Here is a 21239-nt window from a genome sequence, read left to right as displayed (position 1 = left end):
TATCTTGTCTTTTCTTTTAATTCCCTCCGCCCTTCGTCTCGGCCACATCCCGGAGCCTCACCCGACAGGTTAATGCACTTTCCATCGACAGTTAATCATGGTTAAATACCATCATGCCTAAGCGGGTAATCGTTATAGGGGGAGGTATCACCGGCCTAAGCGCCGCACACCGCCTTTCCGAGCTCGGCAGAGACAAAAACCTGAACCTCGAAATCACCCTCCTCGAAAGATCGGACAGGTTAGGCGGAGTGATCTCCACGGTAGAGAGGCACGGGTTCACGATCGAAGAAGGTCCCGATTCGTTCATAACCTCGAAACCCTGGGGTCTCAACCTCTCGTCGAGGCTCGGACTCGAAAGCGAGCTTATCGAGACCAACAGGGAAAAAAGACGCACGTATATTCTCATAGGCGGGAAGCTCGTCACGTTGCCCGAAGGGTTCTTTATGCTCGCGCCTACCCGTATAATGCCCTTCCTCAGGACCCCGCTCTTCACGTGGAGGGGGAAAGCTAGGATGCTCATGGACCTCGTTTTACCGAAGAACCCGCGTCCCGACGAGAGCCTCACGTCCTTCGTTACGAGGCGTCTCGGCAGAGAGGCCCTGGAGCGGGCCGCCCAGCCGATGATAAGCGGCATATATACGGCCGACCCCGATAGACTCAGTCTCAGGGCCACAATGCCCCAGATACTCGAGATGGAGGAAAGATACGGGAGCGTCATCAAGGGCATGTATCAAAGCTACAGGAGCAGAAAGAAATCAGCCGGGGTCGAGAGCGGAGCCAGGTACAGCCTCTTCGTTTCGTACAGGAACGGAATGAAAACACTCGTAGAGGCCCTCGTAAAAAAGATACCGGACGGGTCAATAAAGACCGGTGTTCCGGTGGATGGAATCAAGGAGGCGTACGACGGCTGGGAGGTAACTACAGGGGAGGGAATACTTAACGCGGACGGGGTCGTCGTTACGACGCCGGCTTATCTCACGGCCGGGCTTCTGGAGAACGCGGCCGGAGAGTGCGCGGCTCTCCTGAGAGAGATCGAATACGCATCGTCAGCCGTCGTGATACTCGCATACAATAAGGGCGACATCGATGCCGCGCTCGACGGATTGGGGTTCGTCGTACCGAGGCTCGAGAACAGCAGCATGATCGCCTGCTCGTTCAGCAGCGAGAAATTCCCCGGGAGGGCTCCCGAGGGTTATACGTATCTCCGCGTCTTTGTCGGCGGAGCCGTGAGACCGGATATGTACAGGATGGAAGACGCCCGTATAATCGAGGCAGTCGAAGGTGAGTTAAGCCGGCTCCTCCGTATAAAATCAGACCCCGTATTCACGATTATAAAAAGGTACCCCGAGGCAATGCCGCAGTATCACGTCGGGCACGGAGAGCTCGTCGAGAGGATACAGAGGGAGATAAAGAAGCTCGACGGGGTAGAGGTCGCCGGAAACGCATTCGGGGGAGTCGGGATACCGGACTGCATAAACTCCGGGGAGAGGGCGGCCGAAAGGCTGCTCCAGTCTCTTTACTCAGGCAATATCTGAGGACGTTACAGGCCGGATCATTCGTGGCGGGGCTGGAGCCTGTGTCTGCCGGCAAGCCAGAGGTAGATCTTTCTCCACGCGACGAAAATAATCGCAGCCGCGCCTATGACGGCGAGAACCGGGACCGCGATCGCGAGTATCGACATCAGTAAAGAGCCGCCCGCCTCGACAGTGGAAACGACGGGGTTGCCCAGTCCTCCGGTCGTGGCAGTGGACGCGATGCGGGTAATGGTGGTGAAACCCTGGACAGTGCCCGCGACACCGCCGCCCACGATCACAGCCAGCGCCCATTTGAGGAAGGGGCTCATCTCCGAGACCGCTGAAGCCATTACGATAGTGCCCGCCACAGTGGCCGCGGGTATTGCGACCGTATCGAGGAGGTTGTCCACCCAGGGAATGTAGTAAGCCGCTATCTCGAATATCGTCGCTATCGCGAAAGCCGCGACAGCGGGATAGGTGCCGATCCATTCGAATTCGGGGGATAATGTCATCTGCCCGGTAATAGACGCTATGCTCATTACGAGCAAGGGGACGAATACCCTGAAACCGCAGGCGGCGCTAAGGCCCACCCCCACGAAAACACTAAGCAGTGTGTCCATTCCGCACACCTCCGCTTAATAGTATATGAAGCGGGGGAACCGTTATCAAGCGGTATTTGCGCGGCATGATATTCCTGAGATCACGGACGGTTACGCAGGGTTATTTTTTTACGACCTTTATTACCTTGACCCTGTAATCGAGCGTCCTTCCGGCAAGGGGATGGTTGTAGCTTATTTCGATCTTCCCCTCCTCCATCCTGGTGATGTGGCAATTGCCGTGAGGGGTCTTAAGCACCATGCCGACCTCGGGCGTGATCTCGGTCCCGGCAAAGAGATTCGAATCAATCGTGTGAATAAGCTCGGGTTTTTCGACTCCATATCCGTTCTCCGGTGAAACCCTGAATTCCTTCTCCTCCCCGTCGGCCATTCCGATAAGCCCTTCCTCGAGGCCCTTGACCAGGCTCCCCGAGCCGAGATCTACGGTAATTGGTGATTCCTCGAAGGTGTGAAACGTGGAGCCGTCCTCTATCCTGCCCTCGTAATTAAAAGTGACTGCATCGCCGCGCTCGGCTTTTTTGCTCATAAGAACCTCCGTACGTGATCCCGGCTCTGCGACTCCGGCGGGTTCCGGGACTGAATTCCCGGCCCCGATGCGTGTAAACCGAGACCAGATGATAACACAACCGTATGAATTCTTGAATAAAAAAAGTGATTCCTTTATACTCATCCAGGGAAAAAAACCACAAAGGAGACTCTCACATCATGAAGCTCGGAAACAAAGTAGCCCTCATAACGGGCGGCAGCCTGGGACTAGGAAAAGCGACGGCATTCCTTTTTGCCGAGGAAGGCGCAAAGGTTATCATCACAGGAAGGACTGAGAAGACGCTCAAGGAAGCGGTCGCGGAAGGAAAGAAAAAGGGGTTCGACATAGAATACCTCGTAAGCGACGTATCCAGCGAAGACGACTGCAAGGAAGCGGTCGATTACGCTATAAAGAAATACGGCAAGATCGACATTCTGTTCAATAACGCCGGGATACTCCCGACCGGATTTACACATGAGACCGATTCGAAAACGTGGGATAAAATATTCGCTATTAACGTGAAAGGGACGTATATGATGTCGAAATATGCGCTCCCCCATATGATCAAGGCGGGCTACGGATGCATTGTCAACAACTCATCGGTGCTAGGGCTAAAGGCTGTGCCCGGCGTCGCCGCGTACAACGCCACCAAGGGCGCCGTGACGCAGCTCACGCGCAGCATGGCCCTCGAATATGCCGACAAGGGGATACGGGTGAACGCGATATGCCCCGGGACCATAGATACGCCGATGGTGGACGGACTCCTCGAGCAGATGCCCGACAGGGCCGAGGCGGAGAAGCTCTTCAAGTCCTTTCACCCCGTAGGACGCTTCGGTACCGCCGAGGAAATAGCCCATTCGGTGCTGTTCCTATGCGACGACAACGTGGGATTTATGACCGGGACCATGCTTTCCGTGGACGGGGGATGGATAGCGAAGTAGCTGGATTTCTTAAACCAAAAGTTTATATTTTAGTAACAACACGATACGGCCACTGGACAATCGGCATGGTTCAGTGGTATATATTATTGGTGTTAATCTAATTTATTAAAGGAGGTAAGGATGAAGTTTATCACATCCCTTACGCTTTCGGCAGCTATGTTTTTTTCCGTATTCACGCTGAGCAGTCACGCTCTTAGCACGTATTTTCCGTTAACGCCGTCTCAGGACCACTTCACACATATCATCTCCCAGCTCAAAACTTTCAGAACGGTTGAATGGGAATCCCCCGTATCGATGTGGGTCCAGATATCGTCGAGCCAGAAATCGAGGGCTGCGGAGCTCGCGAACACGATCGAGGACAGGGCGAGGGGGGCGCTTATGCAGCCCTTCTGCGTACACATATACGTAACCGCCGGGCAGTCGCTCGCACGATCCTGCGTATATTAATTCCCGATTTTCTGAGTAGGGCTTATTCTGTGTAGGGCTTAAAGGAGAAGATTTGGGGCGTGGCCGTAAACCGTCGCCTTTTCCCCAATCATAGCAGGGCTGTCCGCCTAAAATTATCCTGCGAGGGCCTTACAGCCCGGCGGAAGGGTCAGTGATGGCCGTGATCGACAAACGGAATAGATATATACAGCTCGTCCCGCTGGTTTCCTTCCTTTACCTTAATCTCTATGTTGGTCAGGTTAAACTGAGGGTATTTCTGAAACAGGTTGATTAAATCGCCCTGAATCTTGTCGGTAAAATTCGGAGGCAGGTCCTTCCTTTCGTAGGAAAGCACCATCCTGAGCCTTTCTTTCGCAACGTTAGCCGATTTTTTCCGTCTGAAAAATCCGAATAATGACATTGATCATCCCCCTATCAATCTGCTGAAAAATCCTTTCTTTTCTTCGAGCTCATTAAACGGTATATCCTCCCCCATGAGCCGTCTGGCTATGTTCTTTAGCGCGGTGCCGGCGCTCGAGTTGTCGGACAACACTATCGGCTCGCCTTTATTCGTGAAATCGACCATCTTCTCCTCATCCGGGATTACACCGATCTTCTTGATCCTGAGCACGTCTTCGATGTCCTCGACGGAGAGCATCTCCCCCTTCTTAACCTGGTGGGATTTTATCCTGTTCACGATCAGATTAAGCTTGTCCTTGCCCATCGATTCGAGGAGCCCGATCACGCGGTCTGCGTCCCTTACGGAAGAGACCTCCGGGTTAACCACGACGAGGGCTTCCTCGGCTGGTGCAGCGGCCGTTCTGAATCCGCCCTCAATGCCGGCCGGCGAGTCAATGAATATAAAGTTGAAATTAAATTTAACCCTTTCGACGATCGCTGAAAGCTGCTCGCCGCTCACCGATTCCTTGTTCTTGGTCTGGGCCGCCGGCAGGAGATAAAGCGATTCGCTCCTCTTGTCCTTCACGAAAGCCTTCTCAGGGGGTATCACCCCTTCGACGACGTCCACGATATCGTAGACGATCCTGTTCTCGAGGCCGAGAATCATGTCGAGGTTCCTGAGGCCTATGTCCGCGTCTATGGTCAGCACCCTGTTGCCCAGAGACGCGAGGGCGGCCGCAAGGTTAGCCGTTACGGTTGTTTTACCGACCCCTCCCTTACCGGACGTTACAACAATAACTTTGGTCATATCCATACCCCTCAGCTTCGAATTTTTTCAATAAAAATCTGGTTGTTTTTGACATATGCTTTCTCCGGGTACTCCGGATCGTCCGATACGTCAGGGGACCTCGTTATCCATCTCGCTATCCGGAGCTGCTGGGGCCTGAGCTTGAGCGCTATCACTATAGCGCTGTCGTCCCCCCCCGCCCCCGCATGGACGATCCCTCTCAGCGTGCCCATGACAACGATATTTCCGGACGCGGTGATATAGGAGCCCGGATTCACGTCCCCTATCACGAGCACGTCCCCCTCGTGCTCCACGTTCTGCCCGCTCCGCATATTCTTGTTTATCAGCTTGAGCGTCTTGATGTCCTGCTTATCCGCCGGGACAGCCGTCTTCTGCGGCTTTTCGAGCCTGAGAGCGGGCTTATACCCGAGGAATTTCGTGTTCGAGTTCCTGACGGCATCCTCGATCTTCTTCAAATTCTCTTCGGTAATCTTCGTGCCTTCGTAATCGATCACGGCGAGGGAGCCCTTAAAAAAATCGCTCGAAAGCTTGTCCTTTATCTGGGATATATTCTCTTCCACGGATATATTTTCATCCAGCTTGACCAGTAAGGCCGGTACGGTCATGCCCTTGACTGTTATTCCCATAAGGTCTCTCTAAGGTATAGATTGAAAGGGTCCCTCTCCCCTTGAAACAAATTATCATATGTTATTAGACAACACAAGATTGAATGGGGGGACTAACCAGGATTTCTCGGATATCATTTGGTGTGGAGACTATTTGTACTGAGGAGCATTCAAACAAAATCCGGATTCATTCGAGAGGCACGAGAGAGAAAGAGCGTATTCGGACGACGCCGCGGAGTGTAACTCATCGCCTCTCTCAATCATCAAAGAAGCCGGTGCTCTCTTAATCTTCCCGGCGCTATAATCAATTGTAATCATGAGCACTTATGATATAATCAAACCGCAGCTTGCCCGGGTATCAGGTTCTATCTCCGATCGCACACGCCGTGCGTGAATTTTCGTATTTGAAAGGATCATGTTAATAGACATACACGGTCTTGTGATACAAATACATTCCCAATCGGAAGAGCTTACCGCGCAGGTAATCAGGCCCTTCAAATATTTCATCAAGGACTCCGGAGTCCCCGCAGCAGAGATTTTCATCGAGCCGGCCGAGCCTCCTTATGACAGCTTCCCGCAGATGAAGGCGAGCTTCTCTACTCCCCGCAACATAGTGTTCAGAGGGGACGGGATAAAAATAATCGACTACTTCGGCAAGGGAGTGGTCGTGGAAGAGAACGGCGGGCGGAAATTTACCGTCTACGGCAGAGACCCGAATTTTCTTCAGGAGGCCGTCTATCTCCTTGTTTTATCCCGTTTCGGACAATATTGCGACAAGAACGGAATATTAAGGATTCATGCGTTGACCTTCTCATTCGGAGATACCGCAGTAATACTTTCTGCGAGCGCAGGCGGTGGTAAATCAACAATGGCGTTCGTCTTGCTCGGCAGCGACAACTTTAAGCTCATGTCGGACGACGAAGCGCTGGTGAATAGCTCCGGATGTGTGTTGCCTCTTCCTATTCGAGTCGGAACGCTCGACGAGAATAAGATCAAATCCATCCCCAGAAGTTACGTTTACGAGGTAGACAGGATGGAGTTCGGACGAAAATTCTTCGTCGATTTGGATTACTGGCAAAAACGCCTGGAAACAAGAGAGCTCGATAAAAAAATTTATTTTGTCGCCCAGAGATTGATTAACGGAGATCCGCGCATCGAAAAGATTTCCGGATACGGTATATTTAAAAGCCTGATCGGGGGGGCTATTATCGGCTTCGGCCTGTATCAGGGAATGGAATTTGTTTTCAACAACCCGCTAAGAGATACCCTGTCGCTTCTATCTGTTTTTTATAAAAGGACAGTCTCGGCTATAAGATTCGCTAGAGAAACTACCGGATATCGCATACTATTATCGAGGGACACCGAGAAGAATTTTAGAAAATTCGAGGAATTTATTGTCAATCTTAGGATGTGAGCTATGACGAAGAATAACCAGATAATCGATATATCACTCGTAGTTCTAACTTACAACCGCAGAGAAGCCTTGAGGAGATGTCTCGACTCGATATCCAGAATGAGAAAGGGGAATACATCGTTTGAGGTGATAGTAGTCGACGACGGATCTGAAACAGACAATCGCCCCGTTATCGATCAATTCAAGAACTCCCTCGATATCAGATATTTCAAGAAAGCAAACGAAGGCGTCGCCTCGACAAGGAACTTCGGCCTTAGCAAGTCGAGGGGAGAGCTCGTAGGATTTATCGCCGATGACTACACACTGCCGGACAGTTATCTGACGGAAGTGATCGAGTTTTTCGAGAACCATCCGGAAGCGATGATAATCACGCATAATATAAGACCCACGGGTCCGAGCGTGTTCAGGTACGTGCAGAGTATATATTTTCAGATGACATTGATTCAGATGCTGGACGAACGGGACCTCAACAAAGACGTTGTCACGAGCTTCAGCCTGCCGCCGTCGCGAGGCGCGGTTTTCAGGAGAGAGATATTCGAGGCACTTGGGAATTTCAACGAGTATTTTCTTACGGGTGAGGACGGAGAATTCGGCATGAGGATGGCATCCCGGGGCATACCGGTATATTTCTTCCCAAGGAAGTTTATCGATCATCACGAGGAAAAAGATCTTAAGGGTTACCTCGACCAGAGGATCAGGTACGGCGGGAGTTTTTACAGGGCGGTGCTGGCCCGTGACGGAGAAAGAACGAGAAAGCCCACAATATACGGAATTTCCAAATCGACAATCCAAAAATACTATTCCTGGTTAAAGCTGTCGAGCGCGATAGGCAGAGGAGCCGAATATCTTCTTTTATCCCCTTTCGTCGCTCTTTTCCTTATCTTTTATTACGCGGGATTTTATTCGGAGTCGCGGAAGACCGTACCTTCATACGAGCCGACACAGTCGCGGATTAGCGGTTGAACCGTATCTTCAATTCGATTTTCAGTGATATGAGCCTCAAAGCTTTTTTATTTAAAATCAGCCGGTCAAAAGGGGGCGGAGTAATCGGAAGATGGGCATATATATTGTGCTCGGGATTCGTGTCCCTGGTTTTCCGTCTGACCACCGAAATACGCTCGGTATACCTCGCCGGAAGCATGTCGAACGGAGACATCGCACCCGGGTTGAGCGACATAGATTTTGTTATCGTGATTAAGGACCTTAGCGCGCTTGACGAATACAGGCTCATTAATAGGCTCGAAACAAAACTCAGGTATCTGCTGCCGCCCTTTGGAAAAGACAAATTGGGGACTCACGTTCTGATTTACTCAGCCGGCGAATGGGCTCTCGTGGGTGATCTTTTTTCCGGTAAAAGCTATGGACGGCCGCGGAAGTTATTTCAAAAGGATGAGATGATCTACAGCCACACTTTCGGGAGAATCGTGAAAGGGCTGCACCACTTTTACAAAGCGCACTGGAGGCTAGAGGCAATTCAGCAGAATTTAGGTTATCAGGCCGATAACGGACTAGAGCGCGCGCTCAGGGAGAGAGTGCTGGAAAGAAGCTTTCAATCGATAGAAAACGGCTTCCGCGAGGCCCGGAAAGACGAGGAAACGCCCGCTCCATATGTAAGCCTGAGAAATGAGATAAGAAAGCTAATGAGCAAAACAGATAAAACCGACTCCCTTTATGAGATGATACTAATCAGACTCCTTCATTTTTTTGATATTTCGGCGGGTATCTGCTTTCCGGATTCCCCGCAGGAGGAGCGTGAAGATATAACCATGAAGGCTCCAGTTAATATGGAAAGCGAGAAGCATAGATCGAAAGAGTTCATGACGGGAGTTCCCGAAGCCATCGAGCGCGAAGTGCGAACACATTCCATATTGTTCTCACGCATGATGTATGATGACGTTTATCTCTATGACCCCGCGTACTATAAAACCTCGGAAAAACTCATAGGGTATTACAGTGGGAAAAGAGAGCGGAGCTTAAGGGTCATGTCGAGGGATCGATTCGAAAAATTCTGCCTTACCCTCCCTGAAGACAGCGTGAGGTTCATCGACATCAGGAACGGGGAACCGCTCACCTTAACGGGAAAGCTTTGCACTGACGGCTTATTGATCCGAACATACGCCATATTCCCGCAGCTGAGGTGCCCCCGCAACCTTGAGGACTATGGAAGATACGAATCGTTCAGAAACAATGCGGAGAGGCTTGTGCGGGGTTTTGAGGTCGCTAACATCCGCGAACCGGCCTATGAAGCACTTCAAGCTGCAGTCGTGAAGGAGAATGCAATGAACCGGGATGAGAAGAGCGTATACGATAGATACCTCGATTTGAGAGCATTATCGGAGGCGCTCAGGAATAACTTGATGGAATTCCTGTCTTCAGATCATGAGAATTAGGTAATAACATTCGGGTTGTGTGCCCACGATGAGGAAAGCGACTTTCATACTGCCGGTCCCAAACGCATCCGCAGGATTGGATGAAACACTAAAAAGCATTTTCGCTCAGTGTGGAGAAGAGGATCAGACAATATGCCTCGTTGACAACTCAGTGTATAGCTCTTTGAGAGAATCCCTAGCTAGAGATTACGCCTTGGCGTTGTTTATTGAATCGGATTTCAAATCGGAGCACGCAGGCAGCATCCTCAACAGGGGAATCGCACTCTCCGAAGGTGATGCGATTTTCCTGATAACCCAACCGGTGATTCTCCTTCCGGGCCTGGTAGTCAGCTATATGAAATATCTGTATTCTAAGGAATCGATAGGTTACGTATACGGCAATTACATCGAGGAAAGAGCGGAGGGCGAGGAAGCCGTGACGGCAAAAACCGATAATTTCGACTACTCGGAAGCGTCCTTGATAGGATCCGTACACGCCATGAGGAGAGAGGTGTTCGATGCGGTTGGTTGTTACGACAGCGGATTGAAATACTCTTTCGAATATGACCTCAGGTTAAGGGTTTTCGAGAGATTCGAGATAGCCCGGGTCGAGGAACCACTTTACAGGGTTTTACATACCGCCGGGAGCACGGGGTTAACAGGTCCCGCAAATACGGACCGCTCATATCTCGATTATAGTCAGGAGGAAGAAGGCGAGTACCGGGATGCCTGCTACGCCTCGCTTAAAAGGCGCGGGGCGTTTCTCTCCGGCCAGCCCGTCCGCGCGACGGAAGGCACATCGAAAGACCCGGCCGGGCCTGAGATAAGCGTCGTCATTCCTCTCTACAACCGTGAAAAATATATTGGGCGTACTATCGAAAGCGTTTTAAAGAGCGAGTGGAAAAGATACGAGATCATAATCGTGGACAACGGCTCCACGGACGGCGGCTTCGAAACCGCATCGAAGTACACCGGAAGGGGCGACATAACCGTCCTCAGGAGCGAAATCGCGTGCAACACTGCCGCCGCCCTAAATACGGGGATAAGGCACGCAAGGGGAAAGTATATTTGTCAGCTCGACTCGGACGACCTTTACACCTCCGATGCGCTTTCTATAATGTATGACTATATGGAATCCAACCCCGGATTCGCACTCGGCGTTTCCTATTACGACTGCATTGGGCCCGACGACAATGTGCTGGAGGAATACCGTGTCGTGAAACACGAGGAATACGACAGGAATAACATCCTCAGGACAGATGGAGTCGGCGCAGCCCGCATATGGAGACGAACCGTCCTCGAAGAGATGAACGGTTTTGACGAAATCAACCTCGGAAGCTACGCCGAGGATTACGACATCGTCCTGAGAGTGACCGAAAAATACGACATTTTACGCATACCTTATGTGCTTTACCATTACAGGATTAACCACAAGGAAATCGGAGAGGAAGCCGATTATATATTGAGACACGAAAAGAAAACCTTTGCGAGGAGATCGGCTGTTGAAAGAAGACAGATGATTAACGGCTCGCTTTCGAGAGTGTGGCTCGTAAAATGATAATCAATCATCCGGATATATCTTCTAAAGACGGGATGCTTACAGTATCGGCCAGGATCGAGTTCAAAACCCCTCTCCCCGGCATGCCCGAAAGGCTCTGGTTCGAGCTTCCCGAAGAATGGTCGGACCTCGTTACAGACAGGGCCGACCCCTTCCTTTCCACGATGCTGCTCGTGGCCATGCAGTACGGCGAGGATATAGAGGTGAGAGGAGAAGTCTCCCCGCGTCTTCTTCTCGGGATCAACGAATATCAAATGCCCTTCTGCATGTGGTTTCCCTGGAGATTCATACCGATCCGTATAGAGTGCGAATCCCTGATCCCCCCGGGCACTGAAAACGGCCGGGATATTGTGATGTCGGCGTTCTCCGGCGGAGTGGATTCCTTTTTCACCTTAAAGTCTTATCTGCCGAGAAACGAGCTTCCGAAATCCGTACAGATATCGCACCTTCTATTCGTACAAGGCTTCGACATAAAGCTGGAACACCCTAAATCCTTTCCGCTTCTGAGAGATGCCTACTCGGCTATGTGCGACAGGCTCGGGATAAAGCTGATAAGCTGCAGAACGAACTGCCAGCAATTCGGCACGCGGCGGAACTGGGGTTTATTCCACGGCTCGGCCCTGATCGGCGCCGCGCACGCAGTAGGACGACGGACCGCTATGTTCCACGTACCCTCGTCTCACAGCTTTACAAGTCTCATGCCCTGGGGCTCCGATCCAGGAATTGACTACCTCCTTTCGACGGAAGCGACGCAGGTGATACACCACGGCAGCGGCTTCACCAGGACAGAAAAAACGGAGGCGATAGCCTATTGGGAAGAGGCCTGCGACAAACTGAGGGTCTGCGCTCTCGACGACAGCGCACTCAACTGCTCCAAATGCGAGAAGTGCCTCCGCACGATGATGACGCTCGACATGCTCGGGGTCTTGGAACGCTACTCCACATTTCAGAGTCCTCTGACCGGCGGTCTCATACGAAGCTGCAGATACTTGAACAGGAGCGATTTTTCATTCGCACACGAGATTATGAGCTACGCCTGGCAGAAGAAAAGATGGGACATCGTCGCCAATCTCTCATACGCATACATCAGAAGCCGCATACTCCAGACGCTCAGGGTTACGAGAATAAAACTAAATGACGCAATAAAAAGAACTCAGGTTAGCTAGCCCGCTTTATCGCACCGATGATTCGGCGCCCCTGTAAGAAGGGCTTGCCTCTGCGTCGGGTACGGACATGCAGGTACTATAATTCGAGCGATTTCGCCTTCCCGAAAGAAATACTCGACAGGGCCGCATCATTAAGAAAGTACGACATCTTGGAAAAAGATAATAACGAGGCACAAACAATGACTCCCCCAATTAAAATAAACATTAATATGGAGTTTTTTTGGGTGTATATTTAGTGGGTATTAAGTGGCTACCTTCTATCCTTGCTGCCATAAATAATAAGAACACAGGAGTAACTTATATGACATACAGAATAAGTAAAACGCTGTTATTCATTCCGCCGGCTCTCCTTTTCACTTTCCTCTTCCAGCTTTACACCGCCGTGGCGGAGGAAACCAAGTGTTCGAATATTGAGAAGGACATCGTGGAAGAGACAACCCACGCGACTGCATCCCTCTTCGCAAACGAAAGCAATAAACCGGGGTCCGTGAGATACGAATCCGGCGCCATACTGCAAAAAGCGCAAGCCGGCATACCCAACGCCGAGAAGCCGGCCGACATGTGCCCGGCTGGATGCGAGCTCGTGCCCAAGCCGGTCATTGTCTTTAAAGCCGTGCCCCAGAAGTTTCTGACAAGCTATTCCGACTACGCCAAGTGCCAGGCCTTACTGGAGCAGACGGAGAAGACTCCGTTCGAATACGACAAAAAGTTCGGCTCGATGTCCGAAGTTCAGGACTGGTTCTCGAACTTTTCGAGAGGCAAGGGCACCGACGGACAGGACCTTTACAAGAGGTGCAGCGGCCAGTGCAGCCCGCAGTATGAATTCTTTATCTCCGACGAAGGCGGGGAGCTCACTCTCGACGCCGACGTCGTATGCGGACACGCGAGGGACAAGAGCAACAACATGTACGATATCTCTTACAGCTACCAATGGGTATGCGAGGACAAGTAAGATCGCGACATCCGCATTCCCTTTTTTGAAAAAATCCCGCTACACCGTATAATATAACGCTCACAACCAGGCCGACGTAGCTCAGTGGTAGAGCAGCTCACTCGTAATGAGCAGGTCGGAGGTTCAAATCCTCTCGTCGGCTCCAAGTTATCATAGGAATTTACAACACATTCATTAAGCAACTAAAGCGGTTTTTTTCCACATCCTGTCTCAGAACAAGCAAGAATTTGAAAAAATTTCATTTTAGTCTTGTATAATGTAACGCTAAAATCCAATTACGAATTGCATATGCGCAATTCGTTTCAAGGGGGATACAATAATGGCCCTTCCCGTACCGGACGTTTCTAAGAATCTATTCGACTTGAACGGTTACTGCAGCATAGTTACAGGCGCAGGAAAGGGGATAGGCCTGACTTTATCCCAGGCGCTCGCTTATCAGGGGAGTGACCTCGTCCTTGTGGGCAGGAGTCCCGGCGATCTCGATGCTGCAGCGGATACGGTACGCGCGACAGGGCGCAAAGCAAGAACTGTCGTTACGGACGTGACGGCTGAGGACGCGCCTGAGTTGATCGTAAACGCAGCTATGGATATGAGCCGCAGGATCGACGTGCTTATCAATAACGCAGGGTTCATGACTTTCGCCGATATGCTCACGGTCGACGACAAGACCTGGGATGATATTTACTCGGTAAACGTCCGGGCCCCGATGAGGATAATGAAGGCGGTACTTAAAGAGATGGTGAAAGCCGGGCGGGGCAGCGTAATTAATATCGGGAGCTCGTGGTCGTCCCGGGCTTCGGTTTTCAACCAGGACGGCGGAGGTGTGGACTATTGCTCTTCGAAAGCGGCCCTTCAGACCTTGACCAGGGCTGCGGCCCAGGACGTGGCTCCCAAAGGAGTTCGCGTTAACAACATCGCCCCGGGAGCGGTCGACACGCCTATGCACGCAGACCACCGGGATCTGCTGTACCAATTCGTAAAATACATCCCAATGGGACGCATGGGCATGGCTGAAGACTTGGCCGGGACGACTGTGTTTCTGGCCTCAGATGCGAGCACATTCATCACCGGCCAGACGATACATGTAAACGGCGGCATGCTCATGGTGGACTGAGTTACAAACAGGTTCCGGAAATAAATCTATTCTCTCTTATTGCAGCCGTCGTAATGAGCGGGCCGAAGGTTCGAACCCTCTCGCCGGCTCCATAACCGCCCTGCCCCTCTGTTATTTGCATCCGCAATGTCATCCGCGACCGCGCAGCCTGTAAAATAAACCCCGACTAAGGTAGAATGAAAGCGGGCTTAATTAATGACGGCGCTTATAATTTCATTAAATCGGGACAGCTTAGATATATGACGCAGAACGTGAACGTCGGTCTCATCGGGTGCGGGCGTATCGCCAGCCTTGTTTACCTTAATTTTCTGAGCAAGATTCCCGGCCTGAGACTGGCCGCGATCGCCGAGCCAGACGCGGTGAGGAGAGAAAAGGCCGGAGTGTCCGCCCCAGGGGCGGCGCTCCACACGGACTACAAAGAGCTCCTCCGCGAGCCGGACATCAGCGCCGTCATCATCTGCCTGCCCAACCACTTGCACTCGGAGGCTGCGGTGGCTGCGTTTGAGTACGGCAAGCACGTCTATCTCGAAAAACCGATCGCTATTAACAGCACCCAGGCCGAGGAAGTCGTGAGGACATGGAAAAAGAGCGGTCTCGCGGGCATGGCGGGATTTAACCTCCGCTTCAACCCCGTATACCGGGCTCTCAGGGAGGACATCGGATCGGGGGCGATCGGGGACGCGGTCTTTATGCGGACGGTGTTCACGTCTTCGGGCAGGGAGCTCCCGGAATGGAAAAAGCTCAGGAGCACCGGAGGAGGGGCGCTCCTAGATCTCGCATCGCACCATATCGATCTGGTACGGTTTATACTGAATGACGAGATCACCCAAATATTCGCCCGTACAAGCTCGCACAGGACCGAGGACGATAACGCAATGCTCGAATATAAAACATCAGGCGGTATCCATGTCCAATCCTACTTCTCCATCAATTCCGTCGACGAAGACAAGATAAAGGTATACGGCACAGGGGGGAAGCTCACAGCCGACAGGTACGGCTCGCTCAATGTCAGAATAGAATCCGGCGAGTCAGCCCGGCGGGGAAGGCTGTCGTATCTAAAACAGGCGGCGCGTTCTCTGCTCCGGAACCCCGTGAGCTTCAAGGACAAGCTGCTGTGCCCGGGTAAAGAGCCTTCATTCGAGACGGCGATCGGTCATTTCGCGTCCGCCGTGAGGGAAAACCGCGGCGTCAGTCCCGACCTCTCCGACGGACTCAGGTGTATCACAATACTCGAAGCGGCGGAAGAATCAGCGAGGTCGGGCCGCATGATTTCATTATGAGAAAACCGGAAATAAGGCTGTGAGCAGCTATTAGGATTGTGGCAATAAATATGCGAGGTACGGAATGAGCCAGAAAAAGTCCCCGCTGATGTCGGTAATAATCACGACCATAGGCAGCTACGAATCCATACGCACGACCGTCAAATACCTGAGGAGGCAAACGGTAAAGGAACATCTGGAAGTCATAATCATATCTCCGCAAATGGACGTGCCCGAATCGGATCGGGCTGGTTTCAGTGACTTTTACGACGTAATCCTCATGGAAGCCGACCTCGACCACGGTCTCTATGACGCCTGGGTGAGCGCCGTGAACCGGGCGGGCGCGCCTGTCGTCGCTTTCGGCGAGAACCACGCATTCCCCGAGCCGCAGTGGGCCGAGGCTTTAATAGAAGCCCACGAAGGGCCCTGGGCTGGCGTGGGCAGCGTCATCAAGAACGCCAACCCCGGAAGCACAAACAGCCGTGCGCAGCAGTACATGACCTATGGACGTTATTCCGAGCCTGTGGAGTCAGGCGAAACCGACGACCTCCCTGGACACAACGTCTCGTACAAACGCTCCATACTCCTCGAATACGGGAGCGACCTCAGGTATATGCTCATAAGAACAAATATAATGAACATGGACCTCCGGTCGCAGGGCTACCGCCTCTACATGGAGGGCAAAGCCGGGGTCAATCACGTCAACGTATCGAAGACCGTATCCATTCTATTAGACCTGTTTTATAACGGACAGATATATACGGCCGCCCTCGCCCATTATAAAAGATGGTCGCCGGCGAAACGGTTTCTTTACGCGCTCCTTGAGCCACTGATCATCCTTAAACACTTCCAGGGCACATTGCACGCCATCAGGCGCGCGGGAAAGCGGAACGAGCTCATTCCCGCAGCACTGCCGATCATCATTACGGGGCTCACAGCTCACTTCATCGGAAAGTTATGGGGCTATGCCGCCGGGTTCGGAACCGTGCAGAAGAGAATAAACAGCTTTGAATTCGACAGATTTAAATACATCACAGATCAGGATATAAAACGTGTATCGAATCTATGAGAAAGAGTCCCAGGATTCAGGATATGAAAATCCTGCTCGTCAATGATTACGGGATTCCTCTGGGCGGGGCAGAGATACAGATGTTGAGGCTCCGTCAAGTGCTGAGAGAAAGAGGACACGACGCGAGATTATTCACGAGCAGCGTGAAGAACGGGTATATGAATAATGAAGCGGACTACACATGTCCCGGCACCGCTTCCCCGTTCCGCACGCTGCTACAGACCTTCAATCCCTGGGCATATCTCTCGCTCAGGAAAGTAATAAGAGAATTCAGGCCCGATATAATCCATGTCAAGATATTCCTGACCCAGCTCTCGCCGCTCATACTGCCGCTCCTGAAAAACATACCGTCCCTCTATCACGTAGCATGGTACCGCCCCGTCTGCCCCACGGGGACGAAACTACTCCCTGACGGAAGCCTCTGTACGGTGAGGGCGGGTATGCCGTGCTACAGGAACGGATGCCTTCCCGTGAGAGACTGGGCGCCTCTTATGGTTCAACTGAAACTATTCGGACAATGGCGTAGCTCATTCAACGCAATACTGGCCAACAGCGAGTCGGTCAGGGATACACTATTACAGAACGGCATCGGCGGGGTGGAGGTGCTGCACTACGGTATGCCGTCAAAACCCGATAGAGCCTCATTAGACGAGAGACCGACCGTCTCATTCGCCGGGCGTCTCGTGCGGGAAAAAGGCGTCGACGTATTGCTCCGCGCCTTCGCGAAAACAGCCGGTATGGTGCCATCAGCCAGGCTTCTGATCGCCGGTGAGGGACCTGAAAGAGAGAAAATAAAGCTCATGATTTCAGATTTGAGACTGGCTTCGAAAGTTACACTCCTTGGCCGTCTGCCAAATCCTAAAATCGACGAGGCTTTCAACAGTGCATGGGTCCAGGCGGTGCCATCACTATGGGCCGAGCCTTTCGGTATCACGGCTGTCGAGGCGGCTATGAGGGGGACGGCTGTGGTCGCGAGCGGCTCGGGGGGACTGAGAGAGATAGTCGAGGACGGAAAGAGCGGGTTTCTGGTGCCCCCGGGCGATGTAGACGCTCTTGCCGAAAAGCTGCTCCTCCTGCTCAAGGACAAGGATCTGTCCGCATCACTCGGGAGGGAGGGACGAATCAGAGCGGAATCAAGATTCGGCGAACAGACTTTTTTGAACAAGCTGCTCGATATATACGAGAGACTATATGCGGCATCTAAATAACTTTTTTGTTTGAACCGGACTCATTTTAGCCTCGAGGCATACGGGAGGGCCTGATCGGATCATTCATGAATAAACCGGCGCCGTATACGGCGATGACGGAGAAATCCCATCCGGACGGCAGGTTTGCAATATTTTCATTCCTCTGGGCGGCAGCCGTAATCTTCCATCTCGGCAAATGGAACATCTGGCTCGACTCCACTGTCTCCTTCGCGCTAGGAGTCTCAGCCGTTATTGTTCTTCTGAAACCCTCCTCGCCGTACAGGTTATGCGTGCTGATCCTCCTCCAACTTGCAGATGCTTTTGAAAAGATGCCGTGGATCCCGAACCACTGGCTGTTCGCTACTATAGTAAACCTGACAATTTTAACTACAGCGCTGACACTGATGATTTCATCGGGGAAAATAAATATCGAGAAATCCGAACTCTTCGATACGTTCGCTCCGGCGGTGCGGCTAGAGATCATATTGCTTTACCTGCTTGCCTTCTTTCACAAGCTCAATACCGACTGGCTCGACCCAGGTGTCAGCTGCGGGACCAAATTATACCTGCTGATGACAGGCGCTTCGGGTCTCTTTCGATCTTCGCTCTTCACAGAGTACTTCGCAATTTACGGTGCGCTCGCAGTCGAGCTCATCATACCCGTTTCCCTTATAATACGCAGGACGCGGACGCTCGGCATAATCATCGCCCTCTTCTTTCACTTCATACTCGGCACGGGGGAATTTTACAACTTTTCGGCCGTCATGTACGCATTGCTGTTCCTGTTCGCACCCGACAATTTTTCAGAGCAGCTCCGGAAGTGGTGGAACGGCACGCCGTTTCCGGGATTATATAGACACACGCTCGAGCGTGGACTGATTAAAAAGGCGCGCCTGCCGGTCCTGATAATATCGGGCGCTTTGTGCCTGGGCCTCTTTATATATGCAAGGCTCACCTATCCGAGCGTCGAGCAATACCCGGAGCTGAGAGAGCTGGGGACGTTCGGGAGAACGAGGCTTTATTACGCTTTCCTCGGGCTCTGGTGGATATACGGCATCTTTATTATCGCGATATTTCTGCTTGTGTCGAGAAGGGAGAAACCCGTCTGGGATGAAACCCGGTATTTCGTTCCCGGATATAAGCTATTAGCATTGTTCCCCATCCTCGTCCTCATTAACGGGATAAGCCCCTACATAGGGCTCAAGACACAGACGTCATGGTCGATGTTCAGCAACTTGCGCACGGAGGGCGGGACTTCCAATCACCTGCTGATAAATCATCCCTATTATCTGACCGATTATCAAACCGACCTCGTGGAAATAAAGAATTCCTCGGACCCGCGTCTGAGGACTTTCAAGGAAAAAGGATACTCGATCCCGTATTTCGAGCTTAGACGGTATATGAGCGAGAAGCATAGCACCGCCGGTGACGGCATCGGGCTCGAATACGTGAGAAAAGGCTCAGTGAAATCGGTTTCTGACCGGAACGGCGACCCCGGGCTTTTCGAGCCCGAGAAATACATTCTTCGCAAGCTCCTCTACTTCAAGCCCGTCCCGCATGGGAAAAAAGGCGTTTGCCAGCACTGATTAAGGGCCTTAATAACCACAAGACATTACAAATTGAAAGAGAATCAAAAACATATATAATTGAGGTCAATTACATGACGTCCGATATGGAACTCCCTCCGCTAGTCATAATAGGCATCGATGCCGGTGACCCTGGATTCATCGAAGAGTGGTCAGGTCAGGGTCACCTGCCGAATATCGCCTCAGTGATGAAGAGCGGCGTCTATGGCAGAACGGCTGGGCCCGAGCTCGTTACGGAGCACGGGGTATGGATCTCGCTCCTGAGCGGCATGTCCCGGAGCAGACACGGTTATCATTACTTCAGGCAATTAAAACCCGGAACATATGAGCTTGGATCCGTTACCGGGATGGATATCAACGCGCCCCCTTTCTGGACGCATTTGAAAGGGAAGCACAAAAAGTCTCTTATTATCGATGCCGCGGACACACGTCTATACGAGGGACTTCCGGGTATTCAGGTCTCGAACTGGGCGACCCACCATAACTGGGACCCGTACCATTTCGTCACCGCATCCGAGCCGCCCGGTATTATAGACGATGTAAGAAGCAAGTTCGGATCAAAGCTGACGACGAGAGAGAATCACGTAAGCACGTATGAGCAGGACCTGGAGATCTATAAGAGACTGCTGCACAATGTAAGAACAAAGGGCGAGATGTGCCGCTATCTCATCGATCGGGATAAATTCGACCTGTCGCTGATGATCTTCGCCGAATCTCATGCGGCAAACCACCAATTCTGGAAATACCATCCGAAAAACAGAGCAAACGGCGACAGAGACTGCGAGCTGACACACGCCATCAGGGAAATATATAAGGCTATCGACGCCGAAATAGGTCTGATATCGGGCCGTTATGAGAACCCGAATATATGCATTGTTTCTTCAGTCGGCATGGAAGACGACTACCCGAACGCCGCACTGGCGGAAGCCTTCTGCAGGGAGCTCGGCTATCAGGTCTCACCCGGGCCGGGGAAATTTTCCCTGAGCCCTCTGGATATAGCCCGCAAGCTGCTCCCGGAGCGGGTCCGCATCGCGTTAAGCAAGCGTATGCCGAGGGAAGAGAGAGAAAAATTGGTTTCCGACATGTTCAAAAAAGGAACTGACTGGGGGCGGACCACTGCCTTCTCCATACCCGTCTCGTATACGAGCTTCATACGCATCAACTTGAAAGGGCGGGATCCTCAGGGAACCGTCGAACCCGGCGATGAATACAACGCCCTTGTCGACAGGATCGTGCATGAATTATACAGGCTCACGGACCCCGCTACCGGCGAGCCCGCCGCTGCCTCTGTCAATAAGACCGTCGAGCTTTTTAATTGCGCTCCCCACGAGTCCCTCCCTGACATCTTCGTCGAATGGAAGCCCGGGAGATTCATGGAGCGGGTAAAGCATCCTGATGCAGAGCTGAGGCAGAAAAAACCCGAATTCTTCAGGAGAAGCGACCATTCCTCGTACGGATTTTTCGCCCTTGCGGGCCCTTCGGTGAATACGCGAGGAAAAGCGGGCGACATCGAGGTGCTGGACATAGCTCCGACTTTACTTACGCTTCTGGGAGAGCCGGTCCCGGACGCAATGACAGGACGCAAGCTCGATGTCTGACAGGATTACCGGACGATGCGGAGGACGGATTTGCTAACAGCACGGGGGAAGCCTCTCTATTTTTTTATAACCGAACAAATGAAATGCGTGCCCTGCCAGGCGCATTCGCCCCGGCCGCAGATCTCAAATAC

The 21239-nt window shown here is 52.0% G+C and carries 20 protein-coding genes and 1 tRNA gene; 16 read left to right on the top strand and 5 right to left on the bottom strand.

Annotated elements, in window-relative coordinates:
* Positions 1-113: 113 nt before the first annotated feature.
* On the top strand, positions 114-1535 hold the full coding sequence (gene hemG / locus AB1598_01620) for a protoporphyrinogen oxidase (protein MEW6143693.1): 1422 nt from the start codon (positions 114-116) through the stop codon (positions 1533-1535).
* A 17-nt stretch (positions 1536-1552) separates the two neighbouring features.
* Here hemG and AB1598_01615 read toward each other — a convergent pair whose 3' ends face one another.
* Positions 1553-2134, bottom strand: coding sequence for a DUF4126 domain-containing protein (locus AB1598_01615; protein MEW6143692.1), 582 nt, complete (start codon positions 2132-2134; stop codon positions 1553-1555).
* Between the two features lie 100 nt (positions 2135-2234).
* Positions 2235-2657 carry an FKBP-type peptidyl-prolyl cis-trans isomerase gene (locus AB1598_01610; protein MEW6143691.1) on the bottom strand — a complete coding sequence of 141 codons (423 nt, stop codon included), beginning with the start codon at positions 2655-2657 and terminating at the stop codon, positions 2235-2237.
* A 179-nt stretch (positions 2658-2836) separates the two neighbouring features.
* On the opposite strand from AB1598_01610, the gene AB1598_01605 reads away from it, so the two are divergent.
* Together AB1598_01605 and AB1598_01600 are read left to right on the top strand one after the other, a co-directional pair.
* The gene (locus AB1598_01605; protein MEW6143690.1) at positions 2837-3598 is read left to right on the top strand and encodes an SDR family NAD(P)-dependent oxidoreductase; all 762 of its coding nucleotides are present in this window, start codon (positions 2837-2839) and stop codon (positions 3596-3598) included.
* Positions 3599-3718: 120 nt separating this feature from the next.
* On the top strand, positions 3719-4045 hold the full coding sequence (locus tag AB1598_01600; protein ID MEW6143689.1) for a hypothetical protein: 327 nt from the start codon (positions 3719-3721) through the stop codon (positions 4043-4045).
* 148 nt (positions 4046-4193) lie between these two features.
* Here AB1598_01600 and minE read toward each other — a convergent pair whose 3' ends face one another.
* From minE to minC, 3 genes are read right to left on the bottom strand one after another with little or no spacing between them, the layout of a single operon-like run.
* Complete coding sequence (gene minE / locus AB1598_01595) at positions 4194-4445, bottom strand: cell division topological specificity factor MinE (protein ID MEW6143688.1); 252 nt, start codon at positions 4443-4445, stop codon at positions 4194-4196.
* A gap of 3 nt (positions 4446-4448) precedes the next feature.
* The gene (gene minD, locus AB1598_01590; protein MEW6143687.1) at positions 4449-5231 is read right to left on the bottom strand and encodes a septum site-determining protein MinD; all 783 of its coding nucleotides are present in this window, start codon (positions 5229-5231) and stop codon (positions 4449-4451) included.
* Positions 5232-5242: 11 nt separating this feature from the next.
* A complete protein-coding gene (gene minC, locus AB1598_01585; GenBank protein MEW6143686.1) occupies positions 5243-5857 on the bottom strand; it encodes a septum site-determining protein MinC in 615 nt (204 codons plus the stop codon).
* 394 nt (positions 5858-6251) lie between these two features.
* Here minC and AB1598_01580 point away from each other — a divergent pair, with 394 nt between their 5' ends.
* The 13 genes from AB1598_01580 (at position 6252) to AB1598_01520 (ending at position 21108) form a co-directional block, all read left to right on the top strand.
* A complete protein-coding gene (locus tag AB1598_01580) occupies positions 6252-7250 on the top strand; it encodes a hypothetical protein (protein MEW6143685.1) in 999 nt (332 codons plus the stop codon).
* A gap of 3 nt (positions 7251-7253) precedes the next feature.
* Positions 7254-8213: a glycosyltransferase family 2 protein gene (locus AB1598_01575; GenBank protein MEW6143684.1), complete on the top strand. Its 960-nt coding sequence runs from the start codon at positions 7254-7256 to the stop codon at positions 8211-8213.
* Between the two features lie 29 nt (positions 8214-8242).
* Positions 8243-9640 (top strand): nucleotidyltransferase domain-containing protein, encoded by a 1398-nt coding sequence (locus tag AB1598_01570; protein ID MEW6143683.1) that lies wholly within the window; start codon positions 8243-8245, stop codon positions 9638-9640.
* A gap of 193 nt (positions 9641-9833) precedes the next feature.
* Positions 9834-11177 carry a glycosyltransferase gene (locus AB1598_01565; protein ID MEW6143682.1) on the top strand — a complete coding sequence of 448 codons (1344 nt, stop codon included), beginning with the start codon at positions 9834-9836 and terminating at the stop codon, positions 11175-11177.
* Positions 11174-12343, top strand: coding sequence for a hypothetical protein (locus tag AB1598_01560; protein ID MEW6143681.1), 1170 nt, complete (start codon positions 11174-11176; stop codon positions 12341-12343). The genes AB1598_01565 and AB1598_01560 overlap by 4 nt, the downstream gene beginning before the upstream one ends.
* A 301-nt stretch (positions 12344-12644) precedes the next feature.
* Entirely contained in the window at positions 12645-13295 is a 651-nt protein-coding gene (locus AB1598_01555) for a hypothetical protein (protein MEW6143680.1), read from the top strand.
* A gap of 70 nt (positions 13296-13365) precedes the next feature.
* Positions 13366-13440 (top strand) — tRNA-Thr (locus tag AB1598_01550).
* A gap of 174 nt (positions 13441-13614) precedes the next feature.
* A complete protein-coding gene (locus tag AB1598_01545; GenBank protein ID MEW6143679.1) occupies positions 13615-14409 on the top strand; it encodes an SDR family oxidoreductase in 795 nt (264 codons plus the stop codon).
* Between the two features lie 239 nt (positions 14410-14648).
* A complete protein-coding gene (locus AB1598_01540) occupies positions 14649-15689 on the top strand; it encodes a Gfo/Idh/MocA family oxidoreductase (GenBank protein ID MEW6143678.1) in 1041 nt (346 codons plus the stop codon).
* A 64-nt stretch (positions 15690-15753) separates the two neighbouring features.
* Positions 15754-16737 carry a glycosyltransferase gene (locus AB1598_01535; GenBank protein ID MEW6143677.1) on the top strand — a complete coding sequence of 328 codons (984 nt, stop codon included), beginning with the start codon at positions 15754-15756 and terminating at the stop codon, positions 16735-16737.
* Positions 16738-16760: 23 nt separating this feature from the next.
* Positions 16761-17945: a glycosyltransferase family 4 protein gene (locus AB1598_01530; GenBank protein MEW6143676.1), complete on the top strand. Its 1185-nt coding sequence runs from the start codon at positions 16761-16763 to the stop codon at positions 17943-17945.
* Positions 17946-18010: 65 nt separating this feature from the next.
* Positions 18011-19510, top strand: coding sequence for an HTTM domain-containing protein (locus AB1598_01525; GenBank protein ID MEW6143675.1), 1500 nt, complete (start codon positions 18011-18013; stop codon positions 19508-19510).
* Positions 19511-19596: 86 nt separating this feature from the next.
* Entirely contained in the window at positions 19597-21108 is a 1512-nt protein-coding gene (locus AB1598_01520) for a hypothetical protein (GenBank protein ID MEW6143674.1), read from the top strand.
* Positions 21109-21239 lie beyond the last annotated feature (131 nt).

It is taken from the genome of Thermodesulfobacteriota bacterium, assembly GCA_040754335.1.
In the GTDB taxonomy this organism is placed as follows: domain Bacteria; phylum Desulfobacterota_D; class UBA1144; order Nemesobacterales; family UBA2774; genus 2-12-FULL-53-21.
This window is presented reverse-complemented; position numbering and strand designations above follow the sequence as displayed.

Excerpts from the sequence above, each read along its gene's own strand:
- hemG (MEW6143693.1), top strand. The coding sequence starts at position 114 with ATGCCTAAGCGGGTAATCGTTATAGGGGGAGGTATCACCGGCCTAAGC.
- AB1598_01615 (MEW6143692.1), bottom strand. The coding sequence starts at position 2,134 with ATGGACACACTGCTTAGTGTTTTCGTGGGGGTGGGCCTTAGCGCCGCC.
- AB1598_01610 (MEW6143691.1), bottom strand. The coding sequence starts at position 2,657 with ATGAGCAAAAAAGCCGAGCGCGGCGATGCAGTCACTTTTAATTACGAG.
- AB1598_01605 (MEW6143690.1), top strand. The coding sequence starts at position 2,837 with ATGAAGCTCGGAAACAAAGTAGCCCTCATAACGGGCGGCAGCCTGGGA.
- AB1598_01600 (MEW6143689.1), top strand. The coding sequence starts at position 3,719 with ATGAAGTTTATCACATCCCTTACGCTTTCGGCAGCTATGTTTTTTTCC.
- minE (MEW6143688.1), bottom strand. The coding sequence starts at position 4,445 with ATGTCATTATTCGGATTTTTCAGACGGAAAAAATCGGCTAACGTTGCG.
- minD (MEW6143687.1), bottom strand. The coding sequence starts at position 5,231 with ATGACCAAAGTTATTGTTGTAACGTCCGGTAAGGGAGGGGTCGGTAAA.
- minC (MEW6143686.1), bottom strand. The coding sequence starts at position 5,857 with ATGGGAATAACAGTCAAGGGCATGACCGTACCGGCCTTACTGGTCAAG.
- AB1598_01580 (MEW6143685.1), top strand. The coding sequence starts at position 6,252 with ATGTTAATAGACATACACGGTCTTGTGATACAAATACATTCCCAATCG.
- AB1598_01575 (MEW6143684.1), top strand. The coding sequence starts at position 7,254 with ATGACGAAGAATAACCAGATAATCGATATATCACTCGTAGTTCTAACT.
- AB1598_01570 (MEW6143683.1), top strand. The coding sequence starts at position 8,243 with ATGAGCCTCAAAGCTTTTTTATTTAAAATCAGCCGGTCAAAAGGGGGC.
- AB1598_01560 (MEW6143681.1), top strand. The coding sequence starts at position 11,174 with ATGATAATCAATCATCCGGATATATCTTCTAAAGACGGGATGCTTACA.
- AB1598_01555 (MEW6143680.1), top strand. The coding sequence starts at position 12,645 with ATGACATACAGAATAAGTAAAACGCTGTTATTCATTCCGCCGGCTCTC.
- AB1598_01545 (MEW6143679.1), top strand. The coding sequence starts at position 13,615 with ATGGCCCTTCCCGTACCGGACGTTTCTAAGAATCTATTCGACTTGAAC.
- AB1598_01540 (MEW6143678.1), top strand. The coding sequence starts at position 14,649 with ATGACGCAGAACGTGAACGTCGGTCTCATCGGGTGCGGGCGTATCGCC.
- AB1598_01535 (MEW6143677.1), top strand. The coding sequence starts at position 15,754 with ATGAGCCAGAAAAAGTCCCCGCTGATGTCGGTAATAATCACGACCATA.
- AB1598_01530 (MEW6143676.1), top strand. The coding sequence starts at position 16,761 with ATGAAAATCCTGCTCGTCAATGATTACGGGATTCCTCTGGGCGGGGCA.
- AB1598_01525 (MEW6143675.1), top strand. The coding sequence starts at position 18,011 with ATGAATAAACCGGCGCCGTATACGGCGATGACGGAGAAATCCCATCCG.
- AB1598_01520 (MEW6143674.1), top strand. The coding sequence starts at position 19,597 with ATGGAACTCCCTCCGCTAGTCATAATAGGCATCGATGCCGGTGACCCT.